This window comes from Cellulophaga sp., from assembly GCF_039943695.1.
Classification (GTDB): domain Bacteria; phylum Bacteroidota; class Bacteroidia; order Flavobacteriales; family Flavobacteriaceae; genus Cellulophaga.
The window spans coordinates 1-23,739 of sequence record NZ_JBDVAA010000204.1; the positions used below are offsets into that span (position 1 = coordinate 1).

The 23,739-nt window shown below is 33.2% G+C and carries 22 protein-coding genes; 12 read left to right on the forward strand and 10 right to left on the reverse strand.

Annotated elements, in window-relative coordinates:
* Positions 1–17: 17 nt before the first annotated feature.
* Together ABJD66_RS14730 and ABJD66_RS14735 are read left to right on the forward strand one after the other, a co-directional pair.
* On the forward strand, positions 18–1,004 hold the full coding sequence (locus ABJD66_RS14730; protein ID WP_348133007.1) for a sugar phosphate isomerase/epimerase family protein: 987 nt from the start codon (positions 18–20) through the stop codon (positions 1,002–1,004).
* A gap of 22 nt (positions 1,005–1,026) precedes the next feature.
* On the forward strand, positions 1,027–2,163 hold the full coding sequence (locus tag ABJD66_RS14735) for a Gfo/Idh/MocA family oxidoreductase (protein WP_100894082.1): 1,137 nt from the start codon (positions 1,027–1,029) through the stop codon (positions 2,161–2,163).
* Positions 2,164–2,236: 73 nt separating this feature from the next.
* Here ABJD66_RS14735 and ABJD66_RS14740 read toward each other — a convergent pair whose 3' ends face one another.
* Complete coding sequence (locus ABJD66_RS14740; protein ID WP_100894083.1) at positions 2,237–2,698, reverse strand: ASCH domain-containing protein; 462 nt, start codon at positions 2,696–2,698, stop codon at positions 2,237–2,239.
* 191 nt (positions 2,699–2,889) lie between these two features.
* On the opposite strand from ABJD66_RS14740, the gene ABJD66_RS14745 reads away from it, so the two are divergent.
* From ABJD66_RS14745 to nadD, 6 genes are all read left to right on the forward strand, one after another.
* On the forward strand, positions 2,890–3,942 hold the full coding sequence (locus tag ABJD66_RS14745; RefSeq protein ID WP_100894084.1) for a sugar phosphate isomerase/epimerase: 1,053 nt from the start codon (positions 2,890–2,892) through the stop codon (positions 3,940–3,942).
* Positions 3,943–3,961: 19 nt separating this feature from the next.
* Positions 3,962–4,720, forward strand: a complete 759-nt coding sequence (locus tag ABJD66_RS14750; protein WP_348133012.1) for a DUF1080 domain-containing protein — start codon at positions 3,962–3,964, stop codon at positions 4,718–4,720.
* Positions 4,721–4,722: 2 nt separating this feature from the next.
* On the forward strand, positions 4,723–5,538 hold the full coding sequence (locus ABJD66_RS14755; RefSeq protein WP_348133015.1) for a DUF1080 domain-containing protein: 816 nt from the start codon (positions 4,723–4,725) through the stop codon (positions 5,536–5,538).
* A gap of 185 nt (positions 5,539–5,723) precedes the next feature.
* Complete coding sequence (locus ABJD66_RS14760; RefSeq protein WP_303540179.1) at positions 5,724–6,581, forward strand: YicC/YloC family endoribonuclease; 858 nt, start codon at positions 5,724–5,726, stop codon at positions 6,579–6,581.
* Positions 6,581–7,162: a guanylate kinase gene (gene gmk, locus ABJD66_RS14765; protein ID WP_100894088.1), complete on the forward strand. Its 582-nt coding sequence runs from the start codon at positions 6,581–6,583 to the stop codon at positions 7,160–7,162. The genes ABJD66_RS14760 and gmk overlap by 1 nt, the downstream gene beginning before the upstream one ends.
* A gap of 11 nt (positions 7,163–7,173) precedes the next feature.
* Positions 7,174–7,761: a nicotinate (nicotinamide) nucleotide adenylyltransferase gene (gene nadD, locus ABJD66_RS14770; protein ID WP_348133020.1), complete on the forward strand. Its 588-nt coding sequence runs from the start codon at positions 7,174–7,176 to the stop codon at positions 7,759–7,761.
* A gap of 3 nt (positions 7,762–7,764) precedes the next feature.
* Here nadD and ABJD66_RS14775 read toward each other — a convergent pair whose 3' ends face one another.
* On the reverse strand, positions 7,765–8,796 hold the full coding sequence (locus ABJD66_RS14775) for a YiiG family protein (RefSeq protein WP_303540173.1): 1,032 nt from the start codon (positions 8,794–8,796) through the stop codon (positions 7,765–7,767).
* A 165-nt stretch (positions 8,797–8,961) separates the two neighbouring features.
* On the opposite strand from ABJD66_RS14775, the gene ABJD66_RS14780 reads away from it, so the two are divergent.
* Positions 8,962–11,418 (forward strand): zinc-dependent metalloprotease, encoded by a 2,457-nt coding sequence (locus ABJD66_RS14780; RefSeq protein ID WP_348133024.1) that lies wholly within the window; start codon positions 8,962–8,964, stop codon positions 11,416–11,418.
* 69 nt (positions 11,419–11,487) lie between these two features.
* Here the strand turns inward: ABJD66_RS14780 and ABJD66_RS14785 are convergent, their stop codons facing one another.
* On the reverse strand, positions 11,488–12,201 hold the full coding sequence (locus ABJD66_RS14785; protein ID WP_348133027.1) for a DUF6503 family protein: 714 nt from the start codon (positions 12,199–12,201) through the stop codon (positions 11,488–11,490).
* 96 nt (positions 12,202–12,297) lie between these two features.
* Between ABJD66_RS14785 and ABJD66_RS14790 the strand changes: the two genes are divergently transcribed.
* Entirely contained in the window at positions 12,298–12,642 is a 345-nt protein-coding gene (locus ABJD66_RS14790; protein ID WP_348133030.1) for a hypothetical protein, read from the forward strand.
* A gap of 69 nt (positions 12,643–12,711) precedes the next feature.
* Here the strand turns inward: ABJD66_RS14790 and ABJD66_RS14795 are convergent, their stop codons facing one another.
* Both ABJD66_RS14795 and ABJD66_RS14800 read right to left on the reverse strand, forming a co-directional pair.
* Positions 12,712–15,003: an inorganic phosphate transporter gene (locus tag ABJD66_RS14795; protein ID WP_100894094.1), complete on the reverse strand. Its 2,292-nt coding sequence runs from the start codon at positions 15,001–15,003 to the stop codon at positions 12,712–12,714.
* 74 nt (positions 15,004–15,077) lie between these two features.
* The gene (locus ABJD66_RS14800; RefSeq protein ID WP_348133033.1) at positions 15,078–16,283 is read right to left on the reverse strand and encodes a porin; all 1,206 of its coding nucleotides are present in this window, start codon (positions 16,281–16,283) and stop codon (positions 15,078–15,080) included.
* Between the two features lie 222 nt (positions 16,284–16,505).
* Between ABJD66_RS14800 and dgt the strand changes: the two genes are divergently transcribed.
* Complete coding sequence (gene dgt / locus ABJD66_RS14805; protein ID WP_100894096.1) at positions 16,506–17,849, forward strand: dGTP triphosphohydrolase; 1,344 nt, start codon at positions 16,506–16,508, stop codon at positions 17,847–17,849.
* On the opposite strand, the gene ABJD66_RS14810 is transcribed toward dgt, so the two are convergent.
* Together ABJD66_RS14810 and ABJD66_RS14815 are read right to left on the reverse strand one after the other, a co-directional pair.
* A complete protein-coding gene (locus ABJD66_RS14810) occupies positions 17,846–18,964 on the reverse strand; it encodes a DUF3078 domain-containing protein (RefSeq protein ID WP_348133036.1) in 1,119 nt (372 codons plus the stop codon). The two genes, dgt and ABJD66_RS14810, sit on opposite strands and share 4 nt — an antisense overlap.
* The gene (locus tag ABJD66_RS14815) at positions 18,951–20,720 is read right to left on the reverse strand and encodes a 1-deoxy-D-xylulose-5-phosphate synthase (protein WP_348133038.1); all 1,770 of its coding nucleotides are present in this window, start codon (positions 20,718–20,720) and stop codon (positions 18,951–18,953) included. Before ABJD66_RS14815 ends, ABJD66_RS14810 begins: the two co-directional genes overlap by 14 nt.
* A 168-nt stretch (positions 20,721–20,888) precedes the next feature.
* On the opposite strand from ABJD66_RS14815, the gene ABJD66_RS14820 reads away from it, so the two are divergent.
* Positions 20,889–21,338, forward strand: coding sequence for a nucleoside deaminase (locus ABJD66_RS14820; RefSeq protein WP_303540156.1), 450 nt, complete (start codon positions 20,889–20,891; stop codon positions 21,336–21,338).
* A gap of 68 nt (positions 21,339–21,406) precedes the next feature.
* Here the strand turns inward: ABJD66_RS14820 and ABJD66_RS14825 are convergent, their stop codons facing one another.
* The 3 genes from ABJD66_RS14825 to ABJD66_RS14835 all read right to left on the reverse strand — a co-directional run bounded on the left by ABJD66_RS14825 (position 21,407) and on the right by ABJD66_RS14835 (position 23,736).
* A complete protein-coding gene (locus ABJD66_RS14825) occupies positions 21,407–21,598 on the reverse strand; it encodes a cold-shock protein (RefSeq protein WP_072303621.1) in 192 nt (63 codons plus the stop codon).
* 85 nt (positions 21,599–21,683) lie between these two features.
* Complete coding sequence (locus ABJD66_RS14830; protein WP_232732587.1) at positions 21,684–21,938, reverse strand: hypothetical protein; 255 nt, start codon at positions 21,936–21,938, stop codon at positions 21,684–21,686.
* A 10-nt stretch (positions 21,939–21,948) separates the two neighbouring features.
* The gene (locus ABJD66_RS14835; RefSeq protein ID WP_348133041.1) at positions 21,949–23,736 is read right to left on the reverse strand and encodes a chloride channel protein; all 1,788 of its coding nucleotides are present in this window, start codon (positions 23,734–23,736) and stop codon (positions 21,949–21,951) included.
* Positions 23,737–23,739 lie beyond the last annotated feature (3 nt).

Sequence of the window (23,739 nt, forward strand, 5' to 3'; positions counted from 1 at the left end):
AATTAAATATCTAAAAAATGAAAGTTAAAAACCTAGTTAGCCAGAGTGTAAAATACCCATTAATTTTACTTGTTTTCTGTTTTGCATCTTGTAAGGATGTGCCTAAAAAAACTGAAGACATAAAAGAAGAAGTTGCTGCCACAACTACAGACGAGCAAAAACCTTTTTTTAAATTGTCTTTAGCACAATGGTCTTTACATAAACAAGTTTTTGATGGCGGTAATCCTTATGATTTTGCTGAAAAAGCAAATAAATTAGGTTTTACTGGCTTAGAATACGTAAGTGCTCTTTACAATGATGTTAAAGAAGCTAATTATTCTGATGAAGCAATGGCAGAATTTGTAGAAAAATCTAATGAAGCTGCAAAAAAACACGGAATGACAAATGTTTTAATAATGATAGATGGTCAAGGAAACCTTGCCCTAGCAGATGCTGATGAACGTAAAAAAGCTGTTGAAAGTCATTACAAATGGGTTATAGCAGCTGCAGAAATGGGTTGCCACGCTATACGTGTAAACTTAGCAGGTGCTACTGAAGAAAAAGAATGGATAGCTAGTTCTGTAGATGGATTGAAACAACTTGGAACTTTTGCTAAGGAACACAACATAAACGTAATTGTAGAAAACCACGGTGGCTTATCATCTAATGGTAAGTTACTTTCTGAAGTTATGAGCCTGGTAAATATGGATAACGTTGGTACACTACCAGATTTTGGTAACTTTTGTATTAAAAAGTCTGAAGAAGGTTGCGAAGAAATGTACGATAATTACAAAGGAGTAACAGAACTAATGCCTTATGCTAAAGCAGTTAGCGCAAAGTCTTATAATTTTGATGCTAATGGCAACGAAACTAAAATAGATTATGCTAAAATGCTACAAATTGTTAAAGATGCTGGCTATACTGGTTTTATTGGTGTTGAGTATGAGGGTGATGAAAAAGGTGAAGAAGAAGGAATTATTGCAACTAGAGATTTATTAGTTAATGCATCAAAAAATCTAAAATAAAAACATTTTAAAAGATATTTTTATGAGTAAAAAAATTAGACTAGGAATACTAGGCGGTGGCGGAGATTCATTAATTGGTGTTTTACACAGAGTTGCTTCTTTTATTAATGACAATTACCAAATTACTGGTGCTGTTTTTAATCCAGATTTTAATGCGAGTGTTAGTTTTGCCAAACAAATTGACATTCCTACTAACAGAATATATAAAGATTTTGATACTCTTGTTGAAGAGGAATTAAAGTTACCTGAAGAAGAAAGAATACAGGTCTGCTCTATTTTAACTCCAAACTTTTTACATTTTCCTATGGCTAAAAAGTTATTAGAAAATGGGTTTAATGTTATTTGTGAAAAACCAATGACAACTACCTATGAGGAGGCTAAAATTTTACAAGCTACTTTAGAAAAAGCAGGCACCATTTTTGCCGTAACACATACGTATACTGGCTACCCAATGGTACGTCAAATGCGAGAAATGATTAAAGCTGGCGCTATAGGAGATATTCAAAAAGTAGATGCACAATATTACCAAGGATGGATAAACCCAATTATTCATGAAAAAGATAAAAGATCTTCTACTTGGCGTTTAGACCCTGAAAAATCTGGCATCAGCTGTTGTATGGGTGATATAGGAGTACATGCTTTTAATATGATTGAGTACACAACTGGAATGCAAATAAAATCTTTGTTAGCAGATTTAAATTATTTGTATGATGACAATAAAATGGATATTGACGGCACCGCTTTAATTCGTTTTAACAGCAACGCTAAAGGCATTATAAGATCTAGCCAAATAGCAACAGGTGAAGAAAACGGACTTACCATTAGAATTTACGGAAATAAAGGCGGTTTAAAATGGGAACAAGAAAACCCTAATTACTTGTATGTTATGAGTGATGACAAGCCTGTACAAATTTACAAACCTGGACACGCTTATAATTCGGACTTATCTTTAGATGGCACAAAATTACCTCCAGGACATCCAGAAGGTATTTTTGATGCAATGGCAAATATTTACTTAGGTGTTGCCAGAGCAGTTAGAGGAGAAAAGTATAACGATGGCGAGTTCCCAACAATGTTAGATGGTGTACGTGGCCTTAACTTTATACAAGGTAGTGTAACATCACATCAAAAAGGAAATGTTTGGATAGATTTAGATTAATTTACTTACCATACATAAAACAAAAACCACACTTTAATGTGTGGTTTTTTTGTGCTTATTTTTTTATGATTTTTTAAAAAACTTTTTCAAATTCTTCACAAACCACAATCATACTATCCGTAGGTTGCTTTTTAAACTCAGCCAACTCTCTCTTATAATAATCTACGTGTGTGGTTTTCCAGTATTTTAAACTTTTATCTCCCTCACCTTCTTTTTGCGCATAATTTTCATCAATACTAAACAAAGGTTTTAACTTTACAGCTGTAGTACGCACAATGCATTTTGCTTGTCCTTCCCAATCTGTAACAATTCTAAAATCTCCAATTTTTGGCAAACGCTCTTTACGCAGTTGCAATCCTAAAAGCGAGTGTGTTGTTGCTTTTTTTATCCCTTTTTCTACCAATAAAACACATTCATTGGCATCTTTTTCATTATCACAAAAATGCTCTACTTTAGGGTCTTCTACAAAAGCATCTTCTAAATGCTTATCTAAATAATCTCCCCATAAACTCTTAGCTGACCTATTGTTTTCCACAGATATAGATTTATATTTTTATTCTAATATAGATTTTATGTTGTTCATCGCACAAAACCACTCAATTCGTATAAAAAGAGACCACAAATCATTTACAAATTATTATATTTATGACTTGGGTTATTCTTAGTTATAACCTTAAGAGTTAAACGTTAAATATAGCATTAAATTACATAATACAAACACATAAAATGAAGACAATTAAAGGTCCATCGGTTTTTTTAGCACAATTTATAGACAGTAAAGCACCATTTAATTCTTTAGAAGGACTATGCAAATGGGCGGCTGACCTTGGCTATAAGGGAATACAAATTCCTACTTGGGAAACTTTTTTAATAGATTTAGATAAAGCAGCAGATAGTCAAGAATATTGTGATGAGCTAAAAGCAAAAGTTAACTCTTACGGCCTAGAGATTGCAGAACTATCTACTCATTTACAAGGACAGTTGGTTGCTGTACACCCAGCTTATGACGTTATGTTTGATGGTTTTGCACCAGAACACTTAAGAGGCAACCCAAAGGCAAGAACAGAATGGGCAATAGAAACCGTTAAAAAAGCAGGTACCGCAAGCAGAAGATTAGGTATTAAATCCCACGCTACTTTTTCTGGTTCTTTACTATGGCATACAATGCACCCTTGGCCACAAAGACCTCCTGGCTTAGTGGAGCTTGGCTTTGAAGAACTAGCTACCAGATGGTTGCCAATTTTAGATCATTTTGACAAGGAAGATGTAGATGTTTGTTATGAAATTCACCCTGGGGAAGATCTTCATGATGGTGATACTTTTGAACGCTTTTTAGAAGCTACTGGCAATCATAAACGTGTAAATATATTGTATGACCCTAGTCATTTTGTACTGCAACAATTAGATTATATTGCCTTTATAGATCATTACCACCCATACATAAAATCTTTTCACGTAAAAGATTCTGAATTTAATCCTACAGGAAAAAAAGGCGCTTTTGGAGGTTATAACGACTGGAAAGATAGAGCTGGAAGATACCGTTCTTTAGGAGATGGCCAAATAGATTTTAAAACCATTTTCTCTAAACTTACCCAATACGGATGTGATGTTTGGGCTACTATGGAATGGGAATGCTGCATTAAAAGCCCAGAGCAAGGCGCAACCGAAGGTGCAAAATTTATACAAGATCACATAATTGAAGCTACAGAAAAAACTTTTGATGATTTTGCCAAAACTGGCACCGATAAAGAAATGCTAAAAAAAATGCTTGGCATTTAATAAACAACAATTACTACTTATGAAAAAGACATTACTAATCGTTTGCCTATCCGCTTTAGCCTTTAGCTGTAAAGACAAAGCCCCTAAAGAAACTAAAGAAGCAGAAGCTACTGCAGAAAACACTATTAAAGAAGAACCTAAAGAAAATGAATGGACGGTATTGTTTGATGGTAGCAACCTAGATAATTTAAAGTTATACGGAAACAACAATGCCATAGAAAACTGGAAGATAGAGGATGACGCTTTGGTTTTTTACCCACCTACAGATCGTCCAAAAGACACTTATTATAACCTTGTAACAAAAGAAGAGTACACAAACTTTGTCTTGTCTATAGAGTGGAAAATTTCTGAAGGCGGTAACAGTGGTATTTTTTGGGGAATTAAAGATGATGGCACGTACGGACAGCCTTACGAAACTGGCTTAGAAGTACAAGTGTTAGATAATAAAAATCACCCTGACGCAAAAAACGGAACAGATCGTCAAGCTGGTGCGCTGTATGATATGGTTGAGCCAAGTAAAGATGCTACAAAACCTGTTGGAGAGTGGAATACTGCCGTTATTACAATAAACCACAAAACAAACAAAGGCAGCTCTGTTTTAAACGGAGTTACTGTTGCTGAGTTTCCTTTAAATGGTAAGGACTGGGATAATCTATTAAAAAACTCAAAATTTAATGGCTGGGATGGTTTTGCTAAATACAAAACAGGAAAAATAGGTGTACAAGATCACGGAAATATTGTCTCTTACAGAAATATAAAAATTAAAGAACTAGATTAAGAATGAAAAAGATTTTACTATCCGTATTAGGCATAGCATTGTTGTTTTCTTGTCAAGAAAAAGTGACTAACAAAACTACAGAAGCTCCTAAAGAAGAAGATTATATTGTATATGAAGAATACAGCGGCACAGAACCTACAAAACCTGAAGAAACAGAACTATACAAGCCAGTTCCGCCAACAGTTACTCCAGCAAAAAATAACGCAGCCCCTAGCGACGCTATTGTTCTTTTTAGTGGTGCAAATTTAGACGAATGGACCAACGCAGATGGCAACCAAACAGCTCCATGGGATGTTGATAAAGAAGGTGGTTTTTTTACTGTAAAAGACAAGTCTGGAGATATTAAAACAAAAAAAGAATTTGGGAGTATACAGCTACATATAGAATGGAGATCACCTGCTGAAGTTTTAAGAGATGGACAAAACCGTGCAAATAGTGGTGTATTTTTTCAAGATAGGTATGAGATTCAAGTACTAGATAATAATGATAACGATACTTATGTAAACGGACAAGTAGGGTCTATTTACAAGCAACATATTCCGCTTGCAAAAGCATCTGTACCAACAGGAGAATGGAATACTTACGATGTTGTTTATCATGAACCAGAATTTAATAAAGAAGGCAAAAAAATAAAGTCTGGAACATTAACTCTTTTACATAACGGAATTCTTGTTTTAGACCATGTAGAAATTAAAGGAACCACACCTTATATTGGATGGCCTAAAAACGAAGCTCACGGCAAAGCTCCAATAAGACTGCAAGACCATGGTGATAATAGTAGAGTTAGCTACAGAAATATTTGGGTAAGAGAATTATAATTTTTATTGCAAATGAATAAAAAGTTTTAAGTTAAAGTTCTGTCTAAATATATAGACAGAACTTTTCTTTTAAAAACTAATCAATAGTACACAAAACGTTGTATTCACAACAAAAAAAGCTTTAAAAACAACCTCTTAGCCTCAACTAGTATAGTTTAATTATATTTGCATAAAATTTACAATATATGATTCAGTCCATGACCGGATTTGGAAAACACGTAGTGCAACTTCCATCAAAGAAAATTACCATTGAAATTAAATCTTTAAACAGTAAAAGTTTAGATTTAAATGCACGTATGCCTTCTGCATACAGAGAGAAAGAGCTGGAGTTACGTAAAACTATTGCTAACGGTTTACAAAGAGGCAAAATAGACTTCAATTTATATATTGAAAGTACCGGAGCAGACACATCTGCACAAATAAACGAAAGTGTTGTAAAACAATACATGCAACAACTAAAAGCTATTGCTGAAGGTGATGATGTAAAACTTTTAGAAATGGCATTGCGCCTACCTGACGCAATGAAAACAGAGCGTGAAGAAATTGATGCTGAAGAATATAAAGCTATACAAAATACACTTATAGAAGCTCTAAAAGAAATTAATGTATTTAGAACCGAAGAAGGTGCTGTTTTAGAGCAAGATTTTAAACAACGTATATCTTCTTTAGAAAACTTACTAGAACAGGTTATTGCTATAGATCCTGATAGACAAGCAGCTGTACGTGAACGTCTAGACAAAGCTGTCTCTGATTTAAAAACTGAAGTAGACCAAAACAGGTTTGAACAAGAACTTATTTACTATTTAGAAAAATACGATATCACTGAAGAAAAAGTACGCTTAGCAAACCACTTGACATACTTTACTACAACCATAAACTCTGACGATTCTAACGGAAAAAAATTAGGTTTCATTTCTCAAGAAATAGGAAGAGAAATTAATACAATTGGCTCTAAAGCTAATTATGCACCAATGCAACAATTAGTAGTGCAAATGAAAGACGAACTAGAGAAGATTAAAGAACAAATGCTAAATGTTTTATAATGAAAGGCGGTAAACTTATCATATTTTCAGCACCATCTGGCAGCGGAAAAACTACTATTGTAAGACACTTATTAGGTAAAGAAAATTTAAATTTAGCATTTTCTGTTTCTGCTACATCTAGACCAAAAAGAGGTAAAGAAAAAGACGGAGAACACTACTATTTTTTATCGTTATCAGAATTTAAAAACCACATTAAAAACGATGACTTTTTAGAGTGGGAAGAAGTTTATAGAGATAACTTTTATGGCACTTTAAAAACTGAAGTAGAACGTTTATGGGCAGAAGGCAAAAACGTAATTTTTGATATTGATGTCGTAGGAGGCTTAAGAATTAAAAAGAAGTTTCCAGAACAAACATTAGCTGTTTTTGTGAAGCCACCAAGTATTGATGAGCTAAAAATTAGACTAAAAAAACGCAGTACAGAAAGTGATGATAAAATAAATATGCGAATTGCTAAAGCATCTGTAGAGCTAGCAACTGCACCGCAATTTGATACTGTTATTAAAAATTATGATTTAGATACTGCTTTAGCCGAAGCAGAAAAATTGGTTGCAGATTTTATTAGCAAGCCAAACTCATAAAAAAGTTTGATATGAAAAAAGTAGGGTTATATTTTGGAACCTTTAACCCAATACACCTAGGGCATTTAGTTATTGCAAACCACTTGGTAGAATTTACAGATTTAGACGAGGTTTGGTTTGTAATAACACCACAAAGTCCGTTTAAAACAAAGCAATCTTTATTAGATAACAATCACAGATACCAAATGGTTTTAGAAGCAACAGAGGAGTACCCTAAGCTTAAACCATCTAATATAGAGTTTAATCTACCACAACCCAATTACACGGTACACACTTTAGCTCATTTGCTAGAGAAGTACCCAACTGGTTATGATTTTTCATTAATTATGGGAGAAGACAATTTAAAAAGTCTTCACAAATGGAAAAACTACGAGGTAATTTTAGAAAATCATAATATATATGTATACCCTAGAGTTTCTAGCGGTACTGTAGATCATCAATTTAAAAATAATCCTAAAATTAAAATGGTTACTGATGCGCCAATTATGGAAATCTCATCTACATTTATTCGTAAAAACCATAAATTAGGAAAAAATATAACTCCATTACTACCTGCAGCTGTATTTAAATATATGGATGAAATGAATTTTTATAGGTAAGTACTAGTTTAAATGCACACTTCTATACTCATTAACCATTGCAATAAACTCTAACTCCAATTTTAAAGGAGAACCGTCTGCTGCAATATTAGGGTGGTCTTCACCGTAGTCAAAATCATTATTAGCTATACGTAATTTTAGACTAGTTAACCCCATTAATATATTTCCTAAGTGAGTAGTAAAATTAGTAACAACAGGCATTGGCTTACCAAACTCTTTTACAATTAAGTCTTGATTTTCTTTTAAACCCTCTAGAGCAACGTAAGCAGCTCTAAGCTCTTTTATTTTAAGATTAATAACAGTAAAATCCAATGTTAAAAGTCCATCTACATCTCTACCTCCAATTTCATTCAGGATAGTTTCTGTAGCATTTATAGCAGTAAATAGGTTGTACTGCACAACCAATTCTTGTTCTTTAAACTTTTCTTTTTCATAGTTCTCTACACTGTCCTGTAGCCTATAAAAGACAATAGACATATCATCAAAAGTAGAAAAGTAATTTCTGTAAGCCTCTAGTAATTTTATATGTAATTTTTTTCCCTTATTTACATCTACTTTTTCTACAATACCTTTTTTATAGTACGCATCTAACTCTATTATGGTATTATATAAAATCTCTGCTGTTTTATATACCAAAAGCATATTTGCATCTACTTTTTTTATTGCAGGAGTGTGTACAATAGTAGATTTTAACAAGTCTAATTGATCTATAGGTAAACCTATTTTACTTTTTAAATTAGTAGTAATTTTTGGTTCGCTTTGGTTTACCCAGCTTAAGTAATTAGCATAAGATTTACGAACCTTATCATCATAGGTATTAAAAAACTCTATGTAATTATTATACTTAATTACAAAATCTGCAGAGTTATAAGAATCTTCAATAGTTGCAAGTTTTTCCTCTCTTTCATCAGAAGAAAAAGGCTCTAAAGAACTAGTAACCGTTTTTAATTCCTTGTCATCTTCCTCTTGCTTTACGTTTTTGCAACTTACCACTACAAAAGCAATTAGACATGTATGTACAAGGTGTTTTATCATTTCTTATTTTTAATGAGGTGCAAAAATAAACAAAGTTATTGCGTTAACTATCACGGCTTACCGTGATAATTTGCATTTGTTATCAACAATTCACAATTACATTAACTTTTCTCTAACAAATAAGCTATTTTACATTTATTATCTTGTAATCCTAACAAACTCCTAATGAAAAAAATACTCTTATTATGCGTAGCTGCTACTCTTTTTTCTGCTACCAGCATAAATGCTCAAAAAAAGAAAAAATCCAAAAAAGGCAAAGCCGAACAAACAACTCCCCTACAAAAATCCAAAAAGGGAGACATTAAAAACTACAGTCAAGTTGTAACTAAAGATGCCATAACCGACGAAGGCTTATTTAAAGTACATAAAGTAGATAAAAAGTATCTGTATGAAATACCATTTAGTAAGCTAAATAAAGATATGTTATGGGTTACAAGAATTGCAAAAATACCTACGGGCTTAGGCGGCGGGTATATGAATGCAGGTTCTAAAACCAACGAACAAATGGTTAACTGGACGCGTTTTCAGGATAAAATTTTATTAAAATCTAAATCCTACAGCAATGTAGCAGATAGCACAAAAGCAATTAGCGCATCTGTAAAAGTTAACAATTACGAACCTACTCTGTTTGCTTTTGACATTGAAGCTTTTAGCACAGATTCTACCAGCGTAGTTATAGATGTAACCTCGTTATTTAGCACAGACGTACCAGCAATAAGTGGTTTATCTAGTAGGTTAAGAAAAACTTACAAGGTAAAAAGATTAGATCCAAAACGTAGTTTTATAAACATCGTTAAGAGTTTTCCTGAAAACATAGAGGTTAAGCAAGATTTTACCTTTAACGCATCTGAACCATCTACTTTAAGATCTACAGAATCTATTAGTTTACAAGTAAATCAATCTATGATTTTACTTCCAGAGCAACCAATGCAACCACGTATCTCTGATCCTAGAGTTGGTTATTTTACTGTTAGCCAATATGATTTTGGCAGCGATGAATTAAAGGCAGATGAAAAAACATATATTCGTCGTTGGAGATTAGAGCCTAAAGATCCTGAAGCATATGCAAGAGGCGAATTAGTAGAACCAGTTAAGCCTATAGTTTATTATTTAGACCCAGGAACTCCTGAAAACCTGAAAGAATATATAAAACAAGGTATTGAAGATTGGCAAAAACCATTTGAAACAGCTGGATTTAAAAATGCAATAATTGCGCGTGATGCTCCTACCGCTGAAGAAGATCCAGAATTTAGCCCAGAAGACATTCGATATTCTATGATACGCTATGTAGCTAGTACAACAAGAAATGCTGTTGGACCAAGCGTATCTGACCCTAGAAGTGGAGAAATTATAGAAAGTGACATTATCTGGTACCACAACCATTTGCGTAGTTACAGAAACAGATATTTATTAGAAACTGGAGCGGCAAACCCAAGCGCAAGAACATTAAAAACAGAGCCTAAAGAAATAGGTGACATGATGCGTATGGTTATTGCCCATGAAGTTGGACACGCTTTAGGATTTCCTCATAATATGGCCGCTAGTTACGCGTACCCTGTAGACTCTCTACGTAATGGCGAGTTTACACAAAAAAATGGTATTGCTGCCAGTATTATGGATTATGCTCGCTACAACTATATAGCACAACCTGATGATAAAAACATTAGATTTATTAGACAAATGGGACCTTATGACCATTATGTTACAAACTGGGGTTATCGTTATTTAGCATCTGAATCACCAGAAGCAGAAATACCCACATTAAATAAATGGATATTAGAAAAAGCAGACAATCCAATTTACAGGTACGGCAGACAGTCTAGTCGCTTTGATCCACAATCACAAACTGAAGGATTAGGAGATGACCCTGTTAAAGCAAGCACATACGGAGTTAAAAATCTAAAGTATGTAGCAAAAAATCTTAGCAGTTGGACATCAGACAAAACAAATAATTACGATGACTTAGAAGAGTTATACGGAGAATTATTAGGTGTTTATAGTAGATACGCAGGTCATGTAGTTACTAATATTGGTGGTGTTTTTGAAAACTTAAAAACTCCAAAACAAAGTGGCCCTGTATACACAGTTTTAAGTAAAGCAAAGCAAAAAGAATCTATGAAATGGTTACAAGATAATGTGTTTAGCACACAACCTTGGTTAGTAGACAAGACCATTTTACAAAATATAGACTACGCTGGCTACCCAGAAAATTTACGTAAAGTACAAGCCAGACACTTAAACAGTATTTTAAGTGCAGATCGCATTGGCAGATTATTAGATGCAGAAACAACAAATAAAACGTATTACAGCGCCTTAGAAATGTTAAGTGAACTACGCAAAGGTATTTGGAAAGAAGCCTACACAGGCAGAAGCGCAGATATTTACCGTAGAAATTTACAACGCACCTATGTAGAACGTATGCAAACACTACTAACAGCTAAAAACGGTAGAGGTTCTAGTTTTGATGTAACCACTTCTGATGTTAGCTCTTTAGTTAGAGGAGAACTAAGAACATTACGTTCTAAATTAAAACTTGCTAAAAACGGAAATATAAACACCGTAACTCGCTACCATTATGAAGATGTAATTGCTAAAATAGACCAAGCATTAGATCCAAAATAAATAGAGTTTTAAAAAAGAGAAAAGGGCAATCTGTTTAGATTGCCCTTTTCTCTTTTACAACACAAAAACTTATTTTTTGGTAAGCACATCTGTACCTAAAAGCTTGTCTTCTTTATTAGTATACCAAGCTCTAATAGCCGGCATACGCACACCGTTTATAATTTCAGAATTGCTTAACACAATATACTCCCCATCATTCTTAGACTCATCGTGAAAAAACTGATACCTTTCCATATCTAAAGACTTAGGGTCAAAATAGAAATACCAAGTATCCTTACCAACTTCTTTATCATAAGTAGCTTTTATAACTTTATACCATTTTTTATTAATTTTTTTAGAGTAAATTTTTGGATCTATTATGGTACCTTTATCTTTTAGCTTCATTGGCAAACCATACAGATAGGTATAATAATTTCTCATAAAAAGCGCTCGCTCTTTAGTAAACTTAAACTTTTTTTGTTCGTCGGCATTTCCTATTTCTTTGTCATAAATAAAAAAACTAACACTATCATTTACAATTTTAGTAGTACGCTTTTTCCCATCTACTTTATTAGACAAAATAAAAGTACTCTTAGGTATATCTATATGAATATCCGTAACTCTATCTTCTTTATTTGGCGTACTCATAGTTACCACTAAATCTCCCTTAAAGGTTGGCCAATTATTATTAGGGTCGTGACGGGAAATTACTTTTTCTAAAAAATCCAAAGCACTTTCTTCTTGTGCTTTTAAAGTTGTTAAACAACTAACAAATAGCATTATTACAAGGAAACTATTTTTCATAAAATATATTTTTTTCAATTTACAACAAAAGGTTAATGTTTAGAAAAAATTTATCAACTAGATAAAACTTATGTAATTTGTAGTAAAAAATAATCTATGAAGAAATCATCAATCTCCGTATTAATATTAAGCTTAACAACAACAGCTTTATGTGCACAGCAAAAAAATCAATTTAAATTAGATCCTATAATTTTAGAAACAGCTATTAACAAAACGTATTTGCCACAAAAAAAAGATGACTTATCTAATACTTTTGCTAGTTACAACAAAGAACATTTATTAAAATACAAACAAGATAATTTTCTGCTCACTCCTCCTTTAAAACAAAAAGCAGAATTTATATCTAAAATGCCTGTACAAAAACCCAAGGGAAAATCTATAAGCAATACCATAAAAATAGATTCAACAGTTAATTACAGCTTACGAATTATAAAGCTTTAACCAATAAGGTTTAAAACAAAAGAAAGCCCAACACTTAAGGTATTGGGCTTTACTTTTTGTAGCATTTAATTATGATATAGTTGCCGGTGGCACACTACTATCATGTTCATTGTAATACAGCTCTAACATATTTATTGTTGCCGTCATCAAATCTTTTGTCTCTAGCAATAAAGAGAAATAAAGCGTTGTATTTTTAGGACTAGATTCTTCTGTTCTAGTACGCTCTACTTGCTTCTGTATTTTCTGAGAAAGCAACTCAAACAATGCTTCTTTCTCTTCTAAAATTTGTGCAATTTTATCAAAAGAACGTGTTTCAAATACAGCTTGAGTTTCATTTAAAATATGCTCCAATTTATAGTCAATTTCTTTTAACTCTTTAATTTGGTTGTATTTTAATTTTTTGTGATTGTTATTTATGTGCTTGTATGAAATTTTAGTAATATACTCTAATGACTGAGCCATATCTTGTAACGAGCCAAGTATATTAATATAAAAGTTACTTGCACCAACACTAGCATCGTCTAAGTTTTTGATAAAATAAAATATATGATCTCTTAAATCATCCACCTCATCACCTAACTTAACCACTCCTTTTTTATTCTTTTTAAGAATATCCAAGTTTTGCTTAGCCAAACCATCTATAGCATTTGTATATATTTTGTTGGTTCTTTTTACAACGTTAGCTGTATTTTTAGCACTTTCTACAATAACACCTTGTATAGAGCTACTTTCTGCTCTTCTAAGACTATCTTCTGCTTTTATTTCTTTAGACTTTTTATTGTAAGAGATATAATTTCTTGCCAATAACAATATTGCTACAAATAATAAAATAGCTATGGCAGCGCCAGTACCAAAATTAATAAGAGTTAAAATAATACCCGCTGCTGTAAATGCAATAATTGCAGTACCAAACCATCCGCCAATAACATTTAAAACACCAGCCACTCTATAAACAGCACTTTCTGCTCCCCAAGCCCTATCTGCTAATGATGTACCCATTGCAACCATAAAAGTTACGTAAGTAGTAGACAAAGGCAATTTAAATGATGTTGCCACAGATATTAAAATACCTGCAACCACCAAGTTAACAGCTGCCCTTACCATATCAAAAGCTGGCATATCATACGTTTTATCTTTAGCCAGAGCTATCTTTGGCTTTTCAAATCTAGCTTCAACCTTATCTGTAATAGATTTAGGCATAACAGATGATGTGTATGTAGAAATTGCTATTCCAATTCTAACTATTCCTCTAGATAAAAAGTTAGGTTCAAAACGCTCTTTACCTTCACCTTCTCTAGATAAGTTAATTTCAGTTTCTGCAACATAACGTGCCTTTTTAGAAAACCATAAAGTAGCCACCATAATCATCCCAGAAATGAACAACAACAAAGTTGGTGTTGGTACTTTTTCTGTTAATATAGCCATACTAAATGCAGATGCATCTACGCCAGATGCAGACCATTCTGTATAGGATTGGTATGCAGCAATTGGCACACCTATAAAGTTAACCAAATCGTTACCTGCAAAAGCCAAGGCTAAAGCAAAAGTACCAACTCCAATAATAATTTTATAGATATTAAGTTTTGCAAATACAGTTAATACGTATGACACAACAAACCAAATAACAAAGTTTACAAGCACTATAGGAAACCATTGTACTTCTAAAAAGTGTTTAATAGTCATATCTCCTATAATATCTATACTCTGACTTGCAAAAGCAGTACCTTTTATACCTTTCATAAATATAAAGTACGTAATTGCAGATAACCCAACACCTCCAAAAACAGCACCTACCCATTTAGCCTTTCTCTCAAAATCATAAGACAATAGCAAACGAGAAAACCATTGCACAATTGCACCTATAGAAAAGGCAATAACAACAGAGAGGAGAATACCTATTATAATCTCTGTTGCTTTAGATGTATTGATATAATTTACTACATCTGATGCACTACCACCAGCTTGCAATATTTTAATTAATGCCATTGCTACAGCTGCACCTAGCAACTCAAAAACAATAGAAACCGTTGTAGACGTTGGCATACCCAGGGTATTAAAAAAGTCTAACAACAGAATATCTGTAATCATTACGGCCATAAAAATGAACATAATTTCATTAAAGTAAAACTCATTGGGGTTAAAAATACCTTTTCTAGCAACCTCCATCATTCCACTAGAAAATATAGCGCCACAAGCAATACCCACACTGGCTACAATCATTATACTTCTAAAAGAAATAGCTTTAGATCCTATAGCCGAATTTAAAAAGTTAACCGCATCATTACTAACACCAACCACAAGATCTGCAATAGCTAAGACAGCTAAAGCAATAATCATTATTAAGTAAATATTACTCTCCATAATTTATAAAAATTCAATTTGCAAATATGCTTTGTTTTAAACTGTCTAACGTTATGTTAAGGTTATTTTTTTTCTTAAAAATGAACCTCTAATTGCAGTCTGTATATAAGTCCGTCAGGTCCACCAACTTCTGTTAAATAAGTAGCATCTGTTTGTACTTTTAATTTGTGCCCTACTAAATACTTAGACACTCCAAATGTATATTGATTTTCTTTATTTTCATTTGTAATTTGCTTATCTAATTCTACAGATGTATACCTACCCGTAATTTCCAAGTTATTTTTAAAAACATAACCAGACATTAAATTTAAACCCTTACCTACTTGCACCACATCTCCCGTGACAGTACCGTCTTTGTTTACAGCAATAGCGTTATCTGCTTTACGATCTGCATATTCTCCTAAAAACGAAAACCCATTGTATTTAAAAATAGCATTTACAAACAACGTATTAATATCTGTCTCATAAAAACCAGTATCAGTAAACATATAATTACCTTGATTACTTCTTGTTTTTACCGCATTTTTATTTGCATCATAAGCTACACCAAGTAATAACTTTGGAGATTGCTCCCTTTTTAAATCACTTCCTACATACTCTGTATTTCCTGTAAAAGCCCCAAAAGGCAATAATTCTAAACGAGTTGTATACTGGTAACCGCCCAAATTTCCCTTAGACACATTCCTTCCTTCACCTTGAGACAAAGCAAATGCCTCCCGAATTAAGAACTTATCTGACAAATAAAATTTATGCCTTAACTGAGCTCCCATATCCCTATCTATAGTAAACCTATTATTTAACAAAGACCTATCTACCAATTGCATATTAGCAGATGAAACTATGCGCTCTATATTTCCTGGCAATTTTGTTTGCCCAATCCATAACTCAAAATTCTCATAGAAATTCCACATCACAAAAGCATCTAAAATATAGCGTGGTGCGTCGTGTGTAAACTCAGATGCTCCAGAAATATCTCTGTTAGACAAACCTAACTCTACCTTATATTTTAATTTAGGAGAATACGCAAAACCTTTAAATTTTAAACGCCCTCTTCTAATTAAAAAATTAGATCCAATAGAGGATAATTTCTCATTATCATTCTCTGACCATTGTCCTATACCCAAAAATTGCATTCTTCCAGAAACATTCATACTCCAAGTACTATCTTTTCCTACTAGGTTTAAAATACCTTTACCAAAAGCAGGCGCCTTAACCTCTTGGGATTTAACCGAGTTTAAACCAATAAAAAGAAATAATACCGTTAGAATTCTAAAACACATAAATGCTATTTTTTTCGATTACAACAACCCACTTCCGATGTTAATTAATTGTTTCTAAATTATTAACTCATTGCAAATTTAGGGAAACTAAGTTAAAGACTAAGGTGTTATTATATATAACCGATGTAGACACTAAAGTTGGCTGATACAAAATTCTTTTAAGTTTAATCTACTTTGTTTAAAAAGCTATTTAAGTATCTTGCAACTTTAAAATTGAGCATTATGAACTGGGAGCAATTATTATCTTTAAAACGCTTTGGAGACACCAACAAAAGACTACGAAAAGAACAGGATGAAACTCGTTTAGGATTTGAGGTAGATTATGACCGTGTCATTTTTTCATCTGCATTTAGAAGCTTACAAGATAAAACCCAGGTAATTCCTCTTTCTAAAACAGACTTTATACACACTAGACTTACACATAGTTTAGAGGTTTCTGTGGTTGGTCGTAGTTTAGGACGTATTGTTGGTAAAAAAATACTAGAAAAGCACCCACACTTAAAAGAAGTTCACGGTTACCATTACAATGATTTTGGAGCTATTGTTGCCGTAGCATCTTTAGCGCATGACATAGGAAACCCACCATTTGGACATAGCGGAGAAAAAGCTATTGGCGAATATTTTAAAACAGGTAATGGCCTAAAATACAAGGATCAACTAACAGATAAAGAATACCAAGATATTATAGATTTTGAAGGTAATGCTAACGGATTTAAGCTACTAACAGAGTCCAGAACAGGTGTAGAAGGCGGTTTAAGATTAAGTTATGCTACGCTAGGTACCTTTATGAAATACCCAAAAGAATCTTTACCTAAAAAACCCACAAAACATATTGCAGATAAAAAATTTGGTTTTTTTCAGACAGAAAAGGATTTTTTTAGCGAGGTAGCAGAAGAACTGGGATTAATGCAAACCAGAGATGGTAAAGACATCTCTTTTTCTAGACACCCACTAACTTATTTGGTTGAAGCAGCAGATGATATTTGCTACACAATTATAGATTTTGAAGACGGAATAAACCTTGGTTTAATATCTGAAGATTACGCTTTAGAATATTTAATTAAGTTGGTAAAAGACAAAATAAACACTAAAAAATACAATGAAATGGTGTTTATGCAAGATCGTCTTAGTTACTTACGAGCTCTTGCAATTAACACACTTATTACAGATGCTGTTGCTATATTTTTAGAAAATGAAGAAGCTATTTTAGATGGATCTTTTGACGTATCTCTTTTAGATAAAAGCAACTACATTGCACAAATAAAAGATATTATATCTTTAAGCGTATCCAAAGTTTACAAATCACAAGAAGTAATAGAAAAAGAAATAGCTGGATATAAAATTATATCAGACATTTTAGACGTTTACACAAATGCTCTAGTTAAAACAGCAAATGGCACAGCTTCTAATTATGATAATATAGTGCTACAGACATTACCAGAGCGCTACCAAAATACAGATGCTCCTCTTTATAATTTACTATTAAACACTTGCTGCTATGTTGCTAGTTTATCTGATAGTGGCGCTGTGCATATACATAATAAAATTATGGGCAAACAACTTTAAAAATCATAAGACAACCCTACACCAAGCAATTGCTTAAATTGTATTTTAGGTCTGCCTTGCGTAGTAACTACTCCGTCTGTTACAACCTCATCAAAAAGTATATCGTCATCATACAAAAGGTTGGTGCCAATATTAGCTTTTACATATTGGTTTACCTTCATGTCTAAACGTAACTCCCAATCTATATCAACGTTACCAAAACTATTTAGATAATCGGTATACAAAGTTAAATCATGCGCTAAAGTCATATTTTTTGCTACGTTGGTTTTCCACGTGTTGGTAACCAAAAAACCAAATTCCATTAAAGTACGCTCTCCTTCTTTAGTGATGTTACCATCTGCATCTCGCTCGGCTTTTTTAACACCAAAGGCACCAGAATTTGCTAACTCTTGATCTAAAACAAATGTTGCTTTTTGGGTAATAGGAGAAATGTATAAGTTAAACTTTTTCCCCTCTGGAATATAAGACGTACCCGCACCTATAAACACATAACCTGGAGCCATAAATGTAGAAATTATATTTTCTGTATTAGGATACTTATAACCATCTGCAAATTGCGTATTAAAGTTTGCTTTTACAGAGTAATACCAATTACTTATTGTATCTCTTCTGTAGGCAAAAGTAGAACTGAAACGTATGGCGTCATCTGCCTTCCTAAGCTTTTCGCCCTCTATAGCACTTAATCCAAATCTAAGATCTAAACTATTGCTCCACTGTACGTATCTAAATTTGTAATTACGAACAAATTTAACCTCCCCAATGGCAGAAACAGAATTGTTACCACCGGCTTTCCAGTTTACAAATGCAACTTCATTTATATTAACTCCTAAATGATTGGTTTTTTCCCAGAATGAAGGAACCGTAAACCATCCAAAATTCTCCTTTCTTGGATTGGCTTCATAAGTAAGCCTAGGATTTGCCAATTTAACTCCCCTAGGAATATTTTTTATCTTCTCTTGATTTTTACGAACCACAATAGTACCTACAATAGTAGTATCTACTTTTACTGAATCTACCTCTACAGGCTTAGCTACCTGTGCATTTAGCGCACTTATACATAGAGTTAAAACTAAAAGTGCAATTGTTTTTTTAAACATAATCCTATTCATTTTCATACAAAGATTCTATATAAGCCCTAAAGCTATTCGCTCCAATATTATTTAACTCGTGCAGTTCTTCTACATTGCCATGCTGCACAAAAACATCATCTACACCTAAAATATGTACTTTATTAGAGTAGCTATTAGCATTTGCGTACTCTAAAATTGCACTACCAAAACCTCCAATTTTACAACCATCCTCAATAGTAACTATTATTGAGTATTTGTTAAAAATAGACATTAATTTATTAGTATCTAAAGGTTTTACAAAACCCATATTAATATGTCCTATTTTTCTAGCTTCCAAATCATCTAAAACAGAGGCTACCATATTGCCAATATGACCTATAGATAGCACCACAATTTCTATGCCCTTTTTTAACTCCTTTGAGTTTCCTATTTCAATTTTAGTAAATGGCTTCTTCCAATCTTTGGTAACCCCTCTTCCTCTAGGATACCTTATAGCAATAGGATGCTGCAAACCCAATTGAGCCGTGAACATAATATTTCTAAGCTCAACCTCGTTCATAGGAGCATATATTATTAGATTAGGAATACAGCGCAAGTAAGCTATATCATAAACCCCATGATGTGTGGCACCATCTTCACCAACTAGACCAGCTCTATCCAGACAAAAAATCACAGGCAAATTTTGTAGTGCTACGTCATGAATAACTTGGTCATAAGCACGCTGCAAAAAAGTAGAATATATATTACAAAATGGCACCAAACCTTCTGCTACCATACCGGCAGCTAAAGTTACCGCATGTTGCTCTGCTATACCAACATCAAAAGCCCTATCTGGAATTTCTTCCATCATAATTTTTAAAGAGCTACCTGTTGGCATTGCAGGTGTAATACCCACTATGCTTTTATTTTGTTTGGCCAACTCAACAATAGTTAAACCAAAAACATCTTGGTACTTTGGAGTTCCTGCGCCGTTAAAGTTTGGAATTAAATCTCCAGTAAGCTTATTAAACTTTCCTGGAGCATGGTAAGTGACTTGGTTTTCTTCAGCTTTTTTAAGTCCTTTTCCTTTGGTGGTAATAACGTGCAAAAACTTAGGTCCTTTAACCGTTTTTAATCGCTCTAACTCTTCAATAAGCAATGGTAAATTATGACCATCTACAGGACCCGAATAATCAAAATTTAAAGCTTCAAAAATATTATCTTGTTTTGCCGTGCCTTTTTTAACATTGGTAAGGTATTGCTTTAAAGCACCAACACTAGGATCTATACCTATAGCGTTATCATTTAAAATAATTAACACATTTGCATCTGTAACACCTGCGTGGTTTAAACCCTCAAAAGCCATACCACTAGCTATAGAAGCATCTCCAATTACAGCAATATGTTGCTTGGTATGCTCCCCTTTAATTTTAGACGCTATAGCCATACCCAAAATAGCAGAAATAGATGTAGAACTGTGCCCTGTTCCAAAATCATCATAAACACTCTCTTCTCGCTTAGGAAAACCACTAATACCGTTTAACCTCCTATTTGTACTAAATACATCTTTTCTGCCAGTTAATATCTTGTGACCATATGCTTGGTGACCAACATCCCAAACTAACTTATCTACAGGCGTATTAAATACATAGTGTAAAGCAACCGTTAAGTCTACAACACCCAAACTAGCACCTAAGTGCCCCTCTTTGGCAGAAACAATATCAATAATAAAATCCCTTAATTCCTGCGCAACAATTGGCAAGCTTTGCGTTGGTATTTTACGCAAATCATTTGGAGTAGCTATGTTGTTTAAATATGTCATCTAAAAAGCAAATTTAAACGGTATTTATGAGTTAATAAAGAAATAAGCAAAGAGTTATACCTTTACAACCAATTGTATTACAAAAAGTTGGTGTTTTTATTTCTAGACTGATAAAAAACAATACGTTACACTACAAATAGCTGCTGCTTATTTTATACTTTTGACACTATGATAAACCCTTTTGATGACACCTATTTTATGAAAAAAGCTTTAGAAGAAGCTAATGTTGCTTTTGATAAAGGTGAAGTGCCCGTTGGCGCAGTAATAGTAATTAAAGATCGTATTATAGCGCGGGCTCATAATTTAACAGAACAATTAAACGATGTTACAGCACATGCAGAAATGCAAGCAATTACTTCCGCAGCCAATTTTTTAGGCGGTAAATATTTAGAAAACTGTACACTCTATGTAACTCTAGAGCCCTGCCAAATGTGTGCAGGAGCTTTGTACTGGAGCCAGATTTCTAAAATTGTATATGCCGCTAAGGATCCTAGGAGGGGCTATATTGCTATGGGCACAAAATTACATCCAAAAACAAAAATATCTGGTGGTTTATTAGAAGAAGAAGCTTCTGAGCTTTTAAAACGTTTTTTTGTTCAAAAACGAAATTTAAACTAACACTGCTATAAATAGAAAAAGCCTTGCAACTGCAAGGCTTGTTTTTTAATCAAAATAAATATACTTTATTAGATTACTTGCACTTGGCCAGCAACCACTCCTTTTCTTCCTTCTTCCTCAACGTATTCTACTTTGTCTCCTTCGTTTAACTCTGTTCCGTTTAACGATGTTGCATGAACAAAAATGTCTTTTCCTGTTTCGTCGTTTGTAATGAATCCATATCCTTTAGAGTCATTATAAAATTTTACTGTTCCAGTCATTAAAATAAATTATAAAAAATGTTAATACTCAAATATAAGATATTTTCATTAGAGGAATGTTAAGAGAAGCTAAAATTGTTCAAAATTATTGATTTTCAGTCTTTTCCAAGTTTTTTCCTTGCATTTTCCTAATATTTTCTTCGTTTAACATATAATTTTTAACATTCTTCCCCTTACTAACTCGTATTAAAAAAAGTGGCATTGCTATAAAAAATATTCCTACAGTTCCAAAGCCTATACACTTGTGTGCAACAACTTCATTTCCTTCTAAAATAATAAAACCATAAATTATTAAACCCAGTGCAATTAATGCAACTATACCACTACTATACTTCATCATACTAAACTATTTATTTTGTAAAATCTATTAATTTACGCCTGTATGCCGTTAATAATTTTGACTTAGACACAAATCCTATATATTTACCTTCTTTTACAATTGGTAAATTCCAAGCTCCAGAAAGCTGAAATTTATTCATTACCGCCTGCACATTGTCTTCTTCGTAAACTATTACATCTGGCACATTGCGCATAAAATCTGACACTTTTAATGTTTTGTATAAATCTTGTTTAAACATTACATCCCTAATATCATCTAAAAGCAAAATACCCTCTAAACATCTTCCTTTTTTGTCTAAAACAGGAAAAATATTTCGGTTAGACTTTACAATTGCTGTACGCACAACGTCCCCCAAGGTCATTTTTTGTTTTAGTGCTATAAAGTTAGTTTCTATAACCGTATCAATATCCATTAATGTTAATACCGCATGATCTTTATTATGCGTTAGCAACTCACCTTTACGACCAAGCTCCATTGTGTACACAGAGTGCGGATAAAAATACCTAGTAATACCAAAAGACAATGTAGCCGTAATCATTAAAGGCACAAAAAGCTCATAACCACCAGTAACTTCTGCAATTAAAAATATAGCTGTTAATGGCGCATGTAAAACTCCCGCCATTAAACCTGCCATTCCTATGAGCGTAAAATTACTCTCAGACACAGGAGAACTAACCAAGCCTGAGTTATTAATAATTCTGGCAAAGCAGTTTCCCATAATACTACCCATAAACAATGTTGGTGCAAAAATACCACCAACACCACCTGCCCCAAAAGTTAAGGAACCTGCAATAACCTTAAAAAAAACTAATCCGGCTAAAAGTGCAATTATAACCCATACATTCTCCAAGTCTAAATGCAGAGAGTTATTTGCCAATGCCTTCTCTGGTTGCCCAGCCATAAGATGATTAATAACATCAAAACCTTCACCGTAAAGCGGCGGAATAAAATAAACCAAAACCCCAATAGAGAGTCCGCCAATAATTAATTTTTTTAAAGGCGATTCTATCTTATCAAAAAATTGCTGAATACGATCATAAACCTCTGTATAATACATAGAAACTAATGCAGAAACTACACCTAGTGCCATATAAAAAGGAACATCAGAAATAACAAACTTATCTTCTAATGTAAATGGTAATAAAACATCATCACCAAAGAAAAAATAAGATGTAATTATTGCTGATAATGACGCAAGCAACAAGGGTAGCATAGATGCTATTGTTAGGTCTAAACTAAAAACCTCAATTGCAAAAACTATTGCTGCAATAGGTGCTTTAAAAATTGATGAAAGTGCACCAGCTGCCGCACAGCTAATTAATAAGTTACGGGTGGTTTGGTCTAAATGAAAAAATCTAGATAAGTTAGAGCTTATTGCCGCTCCTGTTGCAACGGTGGGCCCCTCTAACCCCACAGAACCACCAAATCCTACCGTTATAGGTGCCGTAATTAAAGATCCAAACATTTGGTACCTTTTCATAAACCCTTTACGCTTAGCAATTGCGTACAATGTAGACGGTATACCGTGACTAACTTTGTTTCTAATAACGTATTTAACGCAAAGATATACTAGGAAAAAACCTAGTATTGGCGATAAAAAATAAAATGCATGATGGTAATTAGCCACCAATTTACCCTCTAACGCGTGTTGTATAAAATGGGTTGCATTTTTTAGCAACACTGCGCCAATACCAGATGTTATACCTACTATTACACTAAGAATATAAATAAATTGCCTATTTGTAATGTACCTTGCCCTCCATACTAAAATACGTTTAAGCAACTTTTTGTTAGGCATTAC

Coding starts and splice junctions, on each gene's coding strand:
- ABJD66_RS14730 (WP_348133007.1), top strand. CDS start 18: ATGAAAGTTAAAAACCTAGTTAGCCAGAGTGTAAAATACCCATTAATT.
- ABJD66_RS14735 (WP_100894082.1), top strand. CDS start 1,027: ATGAGTAAAAAAATTAGACTAGGAATACTAGGCGGTGGCGGAGATTCA.
- ABJD66_RS14745 (WP_100894084.1), top strand. CDS start 2,890: ATGAAGACAATTAAAGGTCCATCGGTTTTTTTAGCACAATTTATAGAC.
- ABJD66_RS14750 (WP_348133012.1), top strand. CDS start 3,962: ATGAAAAAGACATTACTAATCGTTTGCCTATCCGCTTTAGCCTTTAGC.
- ABJD66_RS14755 (WP_348133015.1), top strand. CDS start 4,723: ATGAAAAAGATTTTACTATCCGTATTAGGCATAGCATTGTTGTTTTCT.
- ABJD66_RS14760 (WP_303540179.1), top strand. CDS start 5,724: ATGATTCAGTCCATGACCGGATTTGGAAAACACGTAGTGCAACTTCCA.
- gmk (WP_100894088.1), top strand. CDS start 6,581: ATGAAAGGCGGTAAACTTATCATATTTTCAGCACCATCTGGCAGCGGA.
- nadD (WP_348133020.1), top strand. CDS start 7,174: ATGAAAAAAGTAGGGTTATATTTTGGAACCTTTAACCCAATACACCTA.
- ABJD66_RS14775 (WP_303540173.1), bottom strand. CDS start 8,796: ATGATAAAACACCTTGTACATACATGTCTAATTGCTTTTGTAGTGGTA.
- ABJD66_RS14780 (WP_348133024.1), top strand. CDS start 8,962: ATGAAAAAAATACTCTTATTATGCGTAGCTGCTACTCTTTTTTCTGCT.
- ABJD66_RS14785 (WP_348133027.1), bottom strand. CDS start 12,201: ATGAAAAATAGTTTCCTTGTAATAATGCTATTTGTTAGTTGTTTAACA.
- ABJD66_RS14790 (WP_348133030.1), top strand. CDS start 12,298: ATGAAGAAATCATCAATCTCCGTATTAATATTAAGCTTAACAACAACA.
- ABJD66_RS14795 (WP_100894094.1), bottom strand. CDS start 15,003: ATGGAGAGTAATATTTACTTAATAATGATTATTGCTTTAGCTGTCTTA.
- ABJD66_RS14800 (WP_348133033.1), bottom strand. CDS start 16,283: ATGTGTTTTAGAATTCTAACGGTATTATTTCTTTTTATTGGTTTAAAC.
- dgt (WP_100894096.1), top strand. CDS start 16,506: ATGAACTGGGAGCAATTATTATCTTTAAAACGCTTTGGAGACACCAAC.
- ABJD66_RS14810 (WP_348133036.1), bottom strand. CDS start 18,964: ATGAAAATGAATAGGATTATGTTTAAAAAAACAATTGCACTTTTAGTT.
- ABJD66_RS14815 (WP_348133038.1), bottom strand. CDS start 20,720: ATGACATATTTAAACAACATAGCTACTCCAAATGATTTGCGTAAAATA.
- ABJD66_RS14820 (WP_303540156.1), top strand. CDS start 20,889: ATGATAAACCCTTTTGATGACACCTATTTTATGAAAAAAGCTTTAGAA.
- ABJD66_RS14825 (WP_072303621.1), bottom strand. CDS start 21,598: ATGACTGGAACAGTAAAATTTTATAATGACTCTAAAGGATATGGATTC.
- ABJD66_RS14830 (WP_232732587.1), bottom strand. CDS start 21,938: ATGATGAAGTATAGTAGTGGTATAGTTGCATTAATTGCACTGGGTTTA.
- ABJD66_RS14835 (WP_348133041.1), bottom strand. CDS start 23,736: ATGCCTAACAAAAAGTTGCTTAAACGTATTTTAGTATGGAGGGCAAGG.